We start from the raw sequence: 13,502 nt of genomic DNA, 5'->3' as shown, positions 1-13,502 counted from the left end.
CGGCACTCACCGCGCGGCCCGCTGCGCCTGCTGCTCGGCCAGGGTCAGGGCGACGTTGTCGCGCAGGTAGGCCGGTTCGGCGCGCTCCGGCGCGATGCCTTCGCCGCGCGCGTACGCAGCCGCGGCCAGGGTCAGCACGTCGGCGGCATGCGGCAGCGCCTGCGCATCGGCACTGCGCCAGTGCGCGCCGAAGCGGCGCTGCAAGGTGCCATCGACCGCCGTCAGCCCGGTGCCGACCGCAGCCCAGGCCGCATCCGGCTCCGGCAACACGAAGGCCTCCGGACTCAGCACCTGCTCGGCGGTCAGCGCCTGCAGGCCGCCATCGGCCTGCCGTGCGTAGGCCGCGGTGTAGACCTCGCCCATGCGCGCATCGATCGCCGCCAGCACTCGCGGCGCGTCGGCCGGCGCGCGCAGCGCCAGCACCTGCAGCGTGGACACCGGCAGTACCGGCAGGTCCAGGGCCAGGGCGATGCCCTGCGCGACCGCGATCGCCAGACGCACGCCGGTGAACGCGCCGGGACCGCGGCCGAAGGCCACCGCATCGAGCTGGCGGCGGCCGATGCCGGCCTCGGCCAGCAATTGCTCGGCCCAGGGCAGCGCCAGTTCGGCGTGCCGCCGCGGCGCCAGGTCGAAGCGCTCCAGCACGCGGTCGCCGACCAGCACGGCGACGGAACAGGCTTCGGTGGAGGTTTCGAAGGCGAGCAGATTCATTGGAGGCTGGGAATCGGGAATGGGGATTGGGGAATCGGAAAAGCAAAGGCGGCGCGTCGGCTAGTTTGACGTGGCCGGTGGCGTCGCGGCCTCGGGATTATCGCCCAGCGCCGGGGCCTCGGCGGCGAAGAACTGGCGCACGTCCTCCACGTCGCGGGTGCGGGCGAACGGCGGCAACGAGTCCAGGAAGGTGCGGCCGTAGGACTTGGACAGCAGGCGCGGGTCGCACAGCACCAGCACGCCGCGGTCGCGCTCGCTGCGGATCAGCCGGCCCACGCCCTGCTTGAGCGCAATCACCGCCTGCGGCAACTGCTCCTCGCGGAACGGGTTGCCGCCGTCGCGGCGGATCGCCTCCAGGCGTGCTTCGAACACCGGATCGTCGGGCGCGGCGAACGGCAGCTTGTCGATCACCACCACGCTCAGCGCATCGCCGACCACGTCCACGCCCTCGCGGAAACTGGCCGAGCCGAGCAGCACGCCGTTGCCGGAGGCGCGGAAGCGCTCGAGCAAGGTCGCGCGCGGCGCCTCGCCCTGCACGAACAGCGGCCAGGGCCCGTCGCGCAGCGCCTCGGCCGCCTCGCGCAGCGCGCGGTGCGAGGCGAACAGCAGGAAGGCGCGGCCCTGCGAGGCCTCCAGCACCGGCTGCAACGCGGCGATCAATGCGGTGCCGAAGCCGCGCGCGGCGGGATCGGGCAGCGCCGGCAGGTAGCACAGCGCCTGCCGCGCCCAGTCGAACGGGCTGGGCTGCAGCAAGGTCATCGGATCGCGCAGGCCCAGGCGGGTGGCGATGTGCTCGAACTCGCCCTTCACCGCCAGCGTCGCCGAGGTGAACACCCAGGCCGCGCGCGAGGCCTCGCGGTGCGCGCGCAGCGGCCCGGACACGTCCAGCGGCGTGCGCTGGCAGCGGAAGCCGCGCGGGGTCAGTTCGTACCACAGCACGTCGTTCGATGGCGCGTCCGCTTCCGGCTCGGCTTCGAAGTCCGGAATCGGCGCATCCTCGCCGAGCCAGCGGCCCAGCCGCGTGCGCAGTTCGCGCGCGCGCGCCGCGCAGGCGTCGAAGCCGGGCGAAGCCTCGCGCAGCACCGCCAGCGGCTCCTGCAGCCGCGCCAGATCGGCCAGCAGCGCGTCGAAACCGTCGCGCACCTGCGGCTTGGCCAACAGCCGCCATTGCGTGCCGCGCGCCGGCAGCCCCTCCATCGCCGCGCGCAATTCGCGCAGGGTCTGTTCCAGCGCCTGCGCCGGCGCCTGCAGGCTGGCCAGCGCGCCGGCGACATTGCGACTCTCGGCCACGCAGTCGCGCGCCAGTTCCTGCAGCGGGCGCATGCCGAAACCTTCGCCGAAGAAGTTCGCCGCCAGCTCCGGCAACTGGTGCGCCTCGTCGATCACGAAGGCCTGCGCCCCGGGCAGGATTTCGCCGAAACCTTCCTGCTTCAGCGCCAGGTCGGCCAGCAGCAGGTGGTGGTTGACTACCACCAGGTCGGCCGCCTGCGCGCGCTGCCGCGCCTGCACCACGAAGCACTCGCCCCAGAACGGGCATTCGGTGCCCAGGCAGTTGTCGACGGTGGAGGTGACCAGCGGCAGCAGCGGCGAGTCGTCGGCCAGCGCGTCCAGTTCGGCGATGTCGCCGAAGCGGGTGCGCCCGCTCCAGGCGACGATGCGCTGGAACTGCGCGACCTGCTCGCGCGCGGTGAAGCGCGGCTCGCCGCGCGCCTGCTGCAGGCGGTACTTGCACAGATAGTTGGCGCGCCCCTTCAGCAGCGCACTGCTCAGGCCCACGCCCAGCGCCGCGCGCACCCGCGGCAGATCGCGGTGGTAGAGCTGATCCTGCAGCGCGCGCGTCCCGGTGGACACGATGGTCTTCAGCCCCGACAACAGCGCCGGCACCAGGTACGCATAGGTCTTGCCGGTGCCGGTGCCGGCCTCGGCCAGCAGCACGTCGCGCTGCTCGAACGCCTCGGCGATCGCCGCGGTCAACCGCAACTGCGCCGGCCGCGGCACGAACGCATCGAGCTGACGCGCAAGCGCCCCGCCTTCGCTGAGGGCTTCGGTGCTTGCGTGAGCTAACGACATGGGAATGGAGAGTCGGGAATAGGGAATGGTTAGAGCAGCAGCGCTACCCGCTCACTGTGACTGCCGTCGGCAGAGCGGGAAGACCGAACGCCGCCAGGGGGACGAGCCGCCAGAAACGCAGTTCTACCCATTCCCCAATTCCCGACTCCCCATTCCCGGCCCTCAGTACCTCTTGATCCCCGGCACCGTGCACCCGGCGATCTGGGCGTGCGCCGAGGCGGCGTTTTCCTTCTGCCCGCGCGCCAGGCGCGCCTGTTCGATGGTCGCCCAGTGGCGGCGGCACAGCGGGCCGGTCTGCGAGCCCAGGTCGATGGCGCGCTTGGCGAAGGCTTCGGCCTGGGCGTCGTCCTTCTGCAGCAGCGCCACTTCAGCGCGGTCCTGCAGCAGCGCCGGGTCGTCCGGCACCAGCTTCAGCGCCTGGTCCAGCGCGGCGGCAGCACCGGCCAGGTCGCCGGCACTGCGCTTGCGCTTGGCGCTCTCGCGCAGATCCTCCACTTCCGGATCGCGCAACGGCTGCACGCTCAGTTCGGTGTCGTCGGCACCGCCGCTGGCGTCGATCGCGGCGATGCGCTGCGCCGGCGTGGTGGTGTCCACCGGCGCGGCCGGCGGCGGCGGCGGCGGTGCGCTGACGCAGGAGGCGAGCAACAGGCTGAGGGCGGCGATGACGGGAAGACGTGGGGTCATGAGCGGTATCCGGGATCCGGGAATCAATGCGCCGGCGGCGGCGCGGCCGCGTCGGCAGGCGGGTCTTTCTTCTTGTCCAGGCCGAACCAGCTGCGCCAGCCGCCGCCCTGGTGTTCGCCCTCGGCGGGCGCGGCGTCTTCCGGCAGCGCCTGCGGCGGCGTGCACGCGGCATACGCCGGCACGAAGCCGACCACGAACGGGAACTGGCGCGCGCCGGGGCAGGTCGCGTCGGTGCTGTTGTACCCCACCGGGTCCATCCACTGCCAGTCGATGCCCTTGCCCTGCACCTGCAGCGGCGCGCTCGGCAGCCGCGAGAAGATGCCCGACCACACCCGCATCGCACCGGTGGCGCCGTACAGGCCGGTCTGCTTGTTCTGGTCGTTGCCGATCCAGATCACCGCCAGGTGATCGCCGGTGTAGCCGGCGTACCAGCTGTCCACACCGTCGTTGCTGGTGCCGGTCTTGCCGGCCGGCGACAGCTTGCCCAACCCGTCGCTGAGCAGTTGCCGCGCGGTGCCGTTGCTGACCACCTGCTGCAGCGCCATGCCGACCAGGTTGGCGGCGATGGAGTCGCCTTCCTGCGCCGGCGCCGGGGTCTTGTCGTAGCGCTTGAGCAGCTTGCCCTGCGGATCGAGCACGCCGCGCACCGCATGCAGCGGCTGGATTTCGCCACCGGAGGCCAGGAACTGGTACAGCTGCGCCATCGCGTACGGGCTCTGGTCGGTGGCGCCGAGGATCAGCGAGGGATTGACCTCGGCCTCGATGCCGGCCAGCACCTTCACCAGCTGCGCCACGCGCTCCGGCCCGACCTGCATGCCGATGCGCACCGTGGCCTGGTTGTAGGAATGCGCCAGCGCATCGACCACGCGCACCGTGCCGTGGCTGCGGCCATCGGAATTGCCCGGGCTCCAGGTGCGGCCGCGGCCCAGCTGCACGGTGACCGGGGTGTCGTCGACCCAGCTGGCCAGCGAGTAGCGGTCCGGCTGCGCCAGCGCCAGCAGGTACACGAACGGCTTGAGCAGCGAGCCGACCTGGCGCTGCGCCTCGATCGCGCGGTTGAAACCGGGCTGGGCCACGTCGCGGCTGCCGACCACCGCCAGCACCTCGCCGTTGTGGGTGTCGGTGAGCACCAGGCCGGCCTGCAGCGGCGGGCGCTTCTTGTTGGTTTCCAGCGCGGTGATGGTGCGCGTCACCGCGCCCTCGGCATAGGCCTGCGCCGACGGCGACATGCCGGTGAGCACGCTCAGGCCGGCGCCCTGCAGCGCGCTTTCGGGGTAATCGCGCGCCAGCTGGCGCCGCACCAGGTCGACATAGGCGGGGAACCGGTTGGCCGCGACCAGGCCGGGTTCGGCCGGCACGCCCAGCGGCGCGGCCAGCGCCTTGCGATAGGTCGGCTCGTCGATCAGTTCGCTCTCGCGCAGCTTGCCGAGCACGAAGTTGCGCCGGTCCAGCGCGCGCTCGGGATAGCGCCGCGGGTCGTAGTAGGACGGCCCCTTGACCAGGCCGATCAGCAGCGCCACCTGCTCCGGCGCCAGCGCATCGAGTTCGCGGCCGAACCAGAACTCCGCGCCCGAGGCCACGCCATGCACCGCCTGGCTGCCGCGCTGGCCCAGGTACACCTGGTTGAGATACGCCTCCAGGATGGTGCGCTTGTCGTAGCGCGCCTCCATGATCAGCGCGTACAGGATCTCGTTGAACTTGCGGGTGACGGTCTGTTCCTTGCCGATGCCGAGCAGGCCGCTGCGCGCCAGCTGCTGGGTCAAGGTGCTGGCGCCCTGCCGGCTCTTGCCGCCGGAGCGCACCATCACCCAGGCCGCGCGGACCATGCCGCTGAGGTCGATGCCGTGGTGCGAATTGAAGTCGCGGTCCTCGACCGCCTGCAAGCCGGTGACCAGCAGTTCCGGCACCTCGTCCACGCGCACCAGGCGCCGCTCTTCCTGCTTCTGCCCGTACAGCGTGGCGATGCGCGCCGGATCCAGCCGCGCGGCCTTGAGCGCCTTGCGGGTCTGCGCATCGCGCAGCGCCACCACGCGCCCGCCGGCCAGGCCCACCTCGATGCGCCGCGGCGCGACCCGCCCGTCGACATCGACGTAGCCGCGGCTGGCGATGGTGAAGCGGCTGCCGTCCTGCTGGTAGCTGCCGGGGCGCTCGGCACCGGCGTCGGCGCGATAGCTGGCCGCATCCAGTTCGGTCTTCAGCGTCTGTGAGTCCATCGCCGTGTCCGGCGCCAGTATCAGCGGCCGCGCGTACACACGGGTGGGAATCTGCCAGCGCAGTTCGCCGAAACGCTGGGTGACCTGTTTGTTCAGATAGACCGTGTACGGAATCAGGAAGCCCAGGCCGAGTGCGGCGGCGGCCAGGCCCCAGGTGAGCAGACGGCGGCGCCATACCGTGGCGGGGCTGTCCAGGGCGTCGTCCTGATCGTCGGTGTCGTGATCGTCGTAGCGTCGGGGCACGGGAATGCGAGAATGTAAATTCCGCCGAGTCTAGCGCAGCCCAGCGGGCAGCGCGGCGCGACGGCCTCTTCGTTTAAGTTGGAGTGGTACCGGATGTCGATGTCGTGGGCGAATACGCGCTACGCCCTGAACCGCCTGGCCGGCCTGGTCCGGCGCGGCCTGACCAGCCTGCGCACGCGCGGCTGGCGCAGCACCTGGGAGCGCCTGCGCGTGCATGCGCAACCGCTGCCGCCGCCGCAGCGCGCGCTGTTCGCGGTGCAAGCGGCGCCGTTCGCGCCGTTCGCGGTGCCGAACAGTCCTGCGCCGCTGGTCAGCATCGTGATCCCGGTCTACAACCACGTCGCGCACACCCTCGCCTGCCTGCGTGCGCTGGCCGCGCATCCGCCGGCCGCGCCCTGCGAGATCCTGGTGATCGACGACGGCAGCAGCGACGACACGGCGCAGTGGCTGCCGCAGGTGGTCGGCCTGCACTACCACGTGCGCGAGCGCAACGGCGGCTTCATCGCCACCTGCAACGACGGCGCGGCGCGCGCGCAGGGCCGCTACCTGGTGTTCCTCAACAACGACACGGTGCCGCAGCCGGGCTGGCTGGACGCGTTGCTGGACACGTTCGCGCAGCTGCCGCAGGCCGGCCTGGTCAGCGCGCAACTGCTGTATCCCGACGGCCGCCTGCAGGATGCCGGCGGCGTGGTCTTCGCCGATGGCAGCGCCTGGAGCTACGGCCGCTTCGAGTCGCCCGACGATCCGCGCTATGCCTACCTGCGCGACGTCGATTACGGCAGCGGCGCGGCGCTGGCGATCGAGCGCGCGCGCTTCCTGGCGCTGGGCGGTTTCGACACGCGCTACATGCCGGCCTACTACGAGGACACCGACCTGGCCTTCGCGGTACGCGCCGCCGGCTTGCGCACGCTGGTGCAGCCGGCCAGCCGCGTGGTGCACGACGAGGGCACCAGCAACGGCACCGACACCGGCAGCGGGATCAAGGCCTACCAGGTACGCAACCGTGCGGTCTTCGCCAGCAAGTGGGCCGAGGTGTTGGCGCAGCACCTGCAACCCGGCGAGGTACCGGTGCCAGCGCTGCTGCATCGCCGGCAGCGCCAGGTACTGATCCTGGACGAAGCGCTGCCGCAGCCGGACCGCGATTCCGCCTCGCTGCGCCAGCTCAACCTGATCCGCCTGCTGCTGGAGGAAGGCGCGCACGTGGTATTCGTGCCCAGCGAACGCAGCTATGCCAGTCGCCACAGCGAGACCCTGCAGCGGCTCGGCGTGGAGGTGTGGTACGCGCCCTACCTGAAGAACCTGACCTGGTTCCTGCAGCAGCACGGCGCGCGCTTCCATAGCGTACTGCTGGTGCGCCACCACGTCGCCCATGCCTGCCTGCCGCTGCTGCGCCGGTTCGCGCCGCAGGCACGGCGCCTGTTCGACACCGTGGACCTTCACTACCTGCGCGAGCGCCGCGGCGCCGAACTCGCCGGCGACGCGCGCCTGCTGCGCGAAGCCGAGCGCACCCGCGCGCGCGAGCTGGAGGTGATGGCGCAGGTCGACGTGACGGTGCTGGTCAGCGCGGTCGAACGCGAACAGTTGCAGCGCGAGGCGCCACAGGTGCGCACGGCGCTGATCTCGAACCTGCATGAGGTCGCCGGTCCCGGTCTGCCGTGGGCGCAGCGCCGCGACCTGGTGTTCGTCGGCGGCTTCCGCCATGCGCCCAACGTGGACGCGGTGCGCTGGTTCCTGCAGGAGGTGTTCCCGGCGGTGCGCCTGCGCCTGCCGGAGGTGCGCTTCCACTGCATCGGTGCGGACATGCCGGAGGACATCCGCCGTCTCGGCGAGGCCACCGCGGGCGTCGAACTGCTCGGCCACGTCCCCGAGATCGCTGCCTACATGGACGGCATGCGCATCGCCGTGGCGCCGCTACGGTTCGGCGCGGGGGTCAAGGGCAAGGTCAACCTCAGCATGGCCCATGGCCAACCGGTGGTGGCCACCGCCTGCGCGGTGGAAGGCATGCATCTGCGCGACGGCGAGGACGTGCTGATCGCCGACGACCCCGCCGCGTTCGCCGACGCCATCGCGCAGTTGTACGCCGATCCGGCGCTGTGGCAGCGGCTGGCCGACAACGGCCTGCGCAACATCGAAACCCACTTCTCGCTGGATGCCGCCCGCGCCACGGTGCGCGAGGCGTTCCTGGCCTGAGCGGTAATGGCGCACCGTCGTCGATCGCGTCGGGACTGAAGTCCCTCCCACAATGGTGTTGCGAGCATCGCCGCTCTGGCCGGCACCCGGCAGGCGCTGTCGCGCACCCACGTGCGCACTGCAAACCAAGACGCTCGCAGCCCCGGATATACAACCGATCGCCGGAACCTCTCAACACCCCCTGTGGGAGGGACTTCAGTCCCGACGCGCCGCACCATCAGCCTGGGGAAGCCCCCACTTCACTGCGCCCACTAACGCCCCGGACTGAGGCTGCGCAAGCGGCGCTCGAAGGCGGCCAGCTCCGGGGTCGCCGGATCGATCGCGCGGGCACGCTGCAACGCCTGCCGCGCGAAGGCGGCATCGCCGCCGCTCAGGCGCTCGTCGCCGACCGCCAGCCAGCGCTGCGCCAGGCGTCGCCGCGCGGTGGCCAGGCCATTGCCGCCCGGCGCCAGCGCGCGCCAGGCGTCGTAGCAGGCGCTCGCCGCCAGCACCCGATTGCCGCGCATGGCATCGTCGAAACAGCGTCGCAGCGCGGCCAGCACGCGCTGCTCGGCCGCGCGCACGCGCGCATCGCGCGGCGCCAGGGTCTGCGCCGCCAGCAAGGTGTCGTAGGCGCTGGCGCCGGGCGGGGTGAGCCAGGCGCCACGCGCCTCGGCGGCCTGCAGATCGGCCAGCAGGCGCTGCAGGCGCCGCTCGCGCTCGGCCGGCGACACCCGCGAAGGCGGCGTGGCCTGGCTTTGCCGGGCACGCTGCAACGCTTGCTTCGCGTCGGCCAGCGCGCGGCTGTCCGGCGCCAGGGCCTGGCCCTTGCGCAACGCGCGCTCGGCCTCGCCAAAACGGAAATCGGCGGCGGCGCGGCTCGCCTGCACGGCGTAGGCCGCCGCCACCCGCTCCAGGCCGTCGCTGGCGCCGGGCGCATCCGGCACCGCCGCGTGCCACTGCGCAAACGCGTGTGCCGCCGCATCCAGGCGCTGCCGGCGCAGGGCCTGCTCGGCCTCGCGCTGCAGGCGTTCCAGCGCCCGGTTCAGTTCCGCCTGGGTCTCGGGCAGGTCGACATGGCCGGGGTCGTAGCCACGCGCGCGCTCCACCAGCGCCGCTGCGGCGGCCAGGTCGCCGCGCGCCAGGTCGCTGCGTGCGTGCTGCAGCAATTCCGACAGCGCATCCTCGCGACCTTCCAGCGCCGCGGTGCGTTCCGGCGCGTACTCCAGGACACGCTGGTACAGCGGCAGGGCCGCGTCCGGGCCATCGTCCAGATGCCCGTCGTGGCGCGCCTGCGCCGCCCGTTGCAGCAGTTGATCGATGCCGGCGTGCGCGGCCTCGCGCGCGCGCAGTGCCGCCTCGATGCGGTCGGCATCGGCGCGCGGCACCTGCAGCGCGCGCGCCAGCGCCAGCGCCTCGCGCGCCTGCGGAAAGCGGCCGGCGGCCAGCGCCGCGCGCGCCTGCCCCAGCGCTGCGCGCCCGGTCGCGGCCAGCCCGACGCGCGCCTGCATGCGGTCGCTGTCCAGCGCCAGCGCGGCCTCGAAGCGCTCGCGCGCGCCGCTGCCGTCGGCGGCGCTGAGCCGGCCCGCGCGCAGCGCCGCATGGCCCTGGTCGAGCAATTGCTGGATGCGCGTCTCCGGCCAGATCAGGTCGGCCAGCGGGCGGCGAAACACCACCACGGTCATTCCCAGCACCAGCAGCACCGCCAGCGCCCAGCGCCAGACGCGCCGATCGCGCCACAGCGGCACCGGCCGCTGTCTGCGCGTGGGTTCGTCCCTGACCTGATCCGGCGGCATGCTCACCGCACAAGCTTAGCGTTGCCCCGATGACGAACAGCTGTGCGTCGCGCCGGCCGCGCGCACCGTGGGTGGCCCACCCGCTGGCATGCCTCCCGGCCGGGGCATGCCGAACGCACCTCAGCCCAGCCGCCGCGCCTCGTGCACACCCGGCAGCGCGTCGAGCTTGCCGAGCAAGGTGGACAGCTGCCCGTAGTCGCCGACCTTCAGCCGCAGCCGCAGTTGCGCCAGGCCGCTGTCGCGCACGTTCTCGCTGTTGATCTCCAGCACGTGCGCCTCTTCCTGGGCGATCAGGTTGGTGATGTCCTTGAGCAGCCAGCGCCGGTCCACCGCGCGCACCAGCACGTCGACCTCGTAGCCACCGCCGGCCTGGCCCCACTCCACCGGCAGCACCCGCTGCGGATGACTGGCGGCCAGCCGCGCGAACGCCGCACAGTCGCTGCGATGCACGGTGACGCCGCGGGTGCGGGTCAGGTAGCCGGCGATCGGCTCGCCGGCCACCGGCTGGCAGCAGCGCGCCAGTTGCACCAGCAGATTGCCGACGCCCTGCACGGTGAACTTGGACTTGCCCAGGCCGGTGCGGCGGGCGGTGGGCCGTGGCATGGCCGGCGCGGCCGGCTGCGCCGCGGCGCGCTCGGCCTCGTGCAGCGCGCGCCCGACCTGGCTGGGGCCGACGTCGCCCAGCGCCACCTGGATGTACAGCTCCTCCACGCCGTCGGCATGGAACTTCTTCGCCGCCGGCAACAGGTCGGCGTGCTGCAGCCCCAGGCGCTTGAGCTCACGCTCCAGCAGCTCCTTGCCGGCCTGCACGTTGCGCGCGCGGTCCAGCTTGTGGAACCAGGCGCGCACCTTGTCGCGCGAACGCCCGCTGGCCAGGTAGCCATTGGCCGGCAGCAGCCAGTCGCGGCGCGGCTCGGCCTCCTTGCCGGTGAGGATTTCGACGCGGTCGCCGCTGCGCAGCTTGTGGGTCAGCGGCACGATGCGGTTGTTGACCTTGGCGCCGCGGCAGCGGTGCCCGACCATGGTGTGCACGTGGTAGGCGAAATCCAGCGGCGTGGCGCCCTGCGGCAGGTCGATCACCTCGCCCATCGGGGTCAGCGCATAGACCCGGTCCTCGACCAGCTCGGCGTCCAGCGCCCCGGCCAGCCCGCCCTGCTCGCCGTCCTGCGACTGTTCCAGCAGTTGCCGCATCCAGGTGATCTTGCGGTCGAAGGCCTTCTCCGCGCCCTTGCCGCCTTCCTTGTACTTCCAGTGCGCGGCCACGCCCAGCTCGGCCTGCGCGTGCATGTCGTGGGTGCGGATCTGCACCTCGATCGTGCGCCCTTCCGGGCCGACCACGGCGGTGTGCAGCGAGCGGTAGTCGTTGGCCTTGGGCCGGGCGATGTAGTCGTCGAACTCACTGGGCACCGGCGCCCACAGCGCGTGCACCACGCCGAGCGCGGCATAGCAGGCGGCGACGTCGTCGACCATCACCCGCACCGCGCGCAGGTCGTACAACTGGTCGAAAGCCAGGCGCTTCTTCTGCATCTTCCGCCAGATGCTGTAGATGTGCTTGGGCCGCCCGCTGATCTCCGCGCGCAGGCCCTGCTCGGCCAGCGCCTTGGACAGGATCTTCTTGACCGCCTCGATGTAGCGCTCGCGCGCCACCCGGCTCTCGTCGACCTCGCGGGCGATGCGCCGGTAGGTGTCCGGCTCCAGGTGCCGGAACGCCAGATCCTCCAGCTCCCATTTCAGCTGCCAGATGCCCAGGCGGTTGGCCAGCGGCGCGTGGATGTCGCGGGTCAGCTGCGCCAGCGCGCGGCGCTGCGCCTCCGGCGCCTTGTCGGCCACGCGCATCTGCGCCAGTTGCCGCGCCAGCAGGATCGGCACCACCCGCAGGTCCTGCACGATCGACAGCAGCAGCCGGCGCAGGCCCTCGCTGTTGCGCCCGGCCTCGCGCCCGGCGTGCAGCGCCCACACCGGGTCGGCGGCGTCCTGCGCCTCCAGCAGGCCGGCCACCGCCTGCGCCCGCGCCGGTGGCGCCACCGGCAGCTGCGGCAACTGTGCGCGCAAGGCCGGCAGGTCGAACAGCAACGCCGCCAGCAGCGAGGCCTCGTCGGCAGACAGCAACGCCAGCGCGTCCAGGGTGTCGGCCAGCACCGGCCACGGCAGCCGCGGCAGCGGCTCGGCCTGTGCCTGCCAGGCCTGCAGCAGCGCCGCGCGCAGGGCGGGCGCCAGGGTCGCGGCCGACGGGCGCTGCAGCAACGCCTCCAGGCCGGAGTGGACGGTGTGGTTCAAGGACGGACGCAGTCGACGAAACGGTGCTGCCTACACTAACGCGCTTGTGCGCGTTCTCACAATTGCGCCGGCCGCACGCCGGGGGCGCCCCGCGGATACGCACCGCCGCGTCACTGTGATCCGGTTGCGACTTGCGGCGGTTTTACCGGAATTTCACAACCGCCCGAATGCCCGCGCCTATGCTCGAACGCGACGGCAACCCGCTGCTGTCTGCATGCGCCGCTGCCGTCGTCCCTAGACCGACTCGAAGAGGAAACGCACATGAAAAAGTGGAACAAGCCTGTGATCCGCGAAATCTGCGTCGGCGCGGAAATCAACTGCTACGCCTCCGGCGAGCTCTGACCCGCGCACTCCTCCCTTCCCGCGACCGAAGCGCGACCGGCCAGGCGCCATCAACGGAGACCGGATGCACCTCATCGTTTTGGGATCGGCGGCAGGCGGAGGGCATCCGCAGTGGAACTGCCACACGCCCGCGAGCCGACGCGCGTGGCAGCAGCACCCGGGTGCCCAACGCCGTACCCAGGCCAGCATCGCGGTCAGCGTCGATGGCCAGCGCTGGCTGCTGATCAACGCGTCACCCGATTTCCGCCAGCAGGTGCTGGCCACCCCCGCACTATGGCCGCAGCGCGACCAGCGCCATTCGCCGATCGAGGCGGTGCTACTGACCAGCGGCGAGATCGACCATATCGCCGGACTGCTGTCGATGCGCGAGAGCCAGCGCTTCGACCTGTACGCGAGTAGCCGCGTGCTCGACCTGCTGGCGCAGAACCCGGTGTTCGACGCGCTGCACCCGGCTTACGTGCACCGCCATCCGTTCGCCCTGGACACACCGCTGTCGCTGCTCGGCCTGCAGGTCACACCATTCGCGGTGCCGGGCAAGGTGCCGCTGTTCATGGAATCCCGCCACAGCGGCGACCTGGCCGGCTCGGCCGAGGAGACGCTGGGTCTGACCATCGACGACGGCACGCACCGCCTGCACTACATCCCCGGCTGCGCGGCGCTGACCGACGCCCTGCGCGAGCGCCTGCGCGGCGCCGAACTGGTGTTTTTCGACGGCACTCTGTGGCGCGACGACGAGCTGGTGCAGTTGGGCATCAGCGCCAAGACCGGCCAGCGCATGGGCCACATGAGCATCGACGGCGAAGCCGGCACCCTGCGTGCCTTCGCCGACCTGGGTGTGGCCCGCAAGGTCTTCATCCACATCAACACCACCAACCCGATCCTCGACGCCGGCTCTCCCGAGCGCGCCACCGTCGCCGCGCACGGCTGGGACGTGGCCCACGACGGCATGGAGATCGCGCTGTGACCCCTGCCGCCCCATCGCCTGCGAGACCGACCC

The 13,502-nt window shown here is 72.0% G+C and carries 9 protein-coding genes; 3 read left to right on the top strand and 6 right to left on the bottom strand.

What is annotated here, in order from left to right; all coding sequences use genetic code 11:
- Positions 1–6 precede the first annotated feature (6 nt).
- The 4 genes from tsaB to mrcB all read right to left on the bottom strand — a co-directional run bounded on the left by tsaB (position 7) and on the right by mrcB (position 5,921).
- Positions 7–711 (bottom strand): tRNA (adenosine(37)-N6)-threonylcarbamoyltransferase complex dimerization subunit type 1 TsaB, encoded by a 705-nt coding sequence (gene tsaB / locus RAB70_RS09585; protein ID WP_148829448.1) that lies wholly within the window; start codon positions 709–711, stop codon positions 7–9.
- Positions 712–771: 60 nt separating this feature from the next.
- Positions 772–2,781, bottom strand: coding sequence for an ATP-dependent DNA helicase (locus RAB70_RS09580; RefSeq protein ID WP_148829447.1), 2,010 nt, complete (start codon positions 2,779–2,781; stop codon positions 772–774).
- 162 nt (positions 2,782–2,943) lie between these two features.
- Complete coding sequence (locus tag RAB70_RS09575; protein ID WP_148829446.1) at positions 2,944–3,465, bottom strand: tetratricopeptide repeat protein; 522 nt, start codon at positions 3,463–3,465, stop codon at positions 2,944–2,946.
- A 23-nt stretch (positions 3,466–3,488) separates the two neighbouring features.
- Positions 3,489–5,921, bottom strand: a complete 2,433-nt coding sequence (mrcB, locus tag RAB70_RS09570) for a penicillin-binding protein 1B (protein WP_148829445.1) — start codon at positions 5,919–5,921, stop codon at positions 3,489–3,491.
- A gap of 93 nt (positions 5,922–6,014) precedes the next feature.
- Here mrcB and RAB70_RS09565 point away from each other — a divergent pair, with 93 nt between their 5' ends.
- Positions 6,015–8,111: a glycosyltransferase gene (locus tag RAB70_RS09565; protein ID WP_148829444.1), complete on the top strand. Its 2,097-nt coding sequence runs from the start codon at positions 6,015–6,017 to the stop codon at positions 8,109–8,111.
- 251 nt (positions 8,112–8,362) lie between these two features.
- Here RAB70_RS09565 and RAB70_RS09560 read toward each other — a convergent pair whose 3' ends face one another.
- A complete protein-coding gene (locus RAB70_RS09560) occupies positions 8,363–9,775 on the bottom strand; it encodes a hypothetical protein (RefSeq protein WP_148829451.1) in 1,413 nt (470 codons plus the stop codon).
- A 231-nt stretch (positions 9,776–10,006) separates the two neighbouring features.
- On the bottom strand, positions 10,007–12,163 hold the full coding sequence (locus RAB70_RS09555; RefSeq protein ID WP_170268106.1) for a bifunctional (p)ppGpp synthetase/guanosine-3',5'-bis(diphosphate) 3'-pyrophosphohydrolase: 2,157 nt from the start codon (positions 12,161–12,163) through the stop codon (positions 10,007–10,009).
- Between the two features lie 261 nt (positions 12,164–12,424).
- Between RAB70_RS09555 and pqqA the strand changes: the two genes are divergently transcribed.
- Both pqqA and pqqB read left to right on the top strand, forming a co-directional pair.
- Complete coding sequence (pqqA, locus tag RAB70_RS09550) at positions 12,425–12,505, top strand: pyrroloquinoline quinone precursor peptide PqqA (RefSeq protein ID WP_010344287.1); 81 nt, start codon at positions 12,425–12,427, stop codon at positions 12,503–12,505.
- 64 nt (positions 12,506–12,569) lie between these two features.
- Positions 12,570–13,469, top strand: coding sequence for a pyrroloquinoline quinone biosynthesis protein PqqB (gene pqqB / locus RAB70_RS09545; protein WP_148829442.1), 900 nt, complete (start codon positions 12,570–12,572; stop codon positions 13,467–13,469).
- The last annotated feature ends 33 nt before the right edge of the window (positions 13,470–13,502 follow it).

The sequence above is a fragment of the Xanthomonas sontii genome, from assembly GCF_040529055.1.
In the GTDB taxonomy this organism is placed as follows: domain Bacteria; phylum Pseudomonadota; class Gammaproteobacteria; order Xanthomonadales; family Xanthomonadaceae; genus Xanthomonas_A; species Xanthomonas_A sontii.
This window is presented reverse-complemented; position numbering and strand designations above follow the sequence as displayed.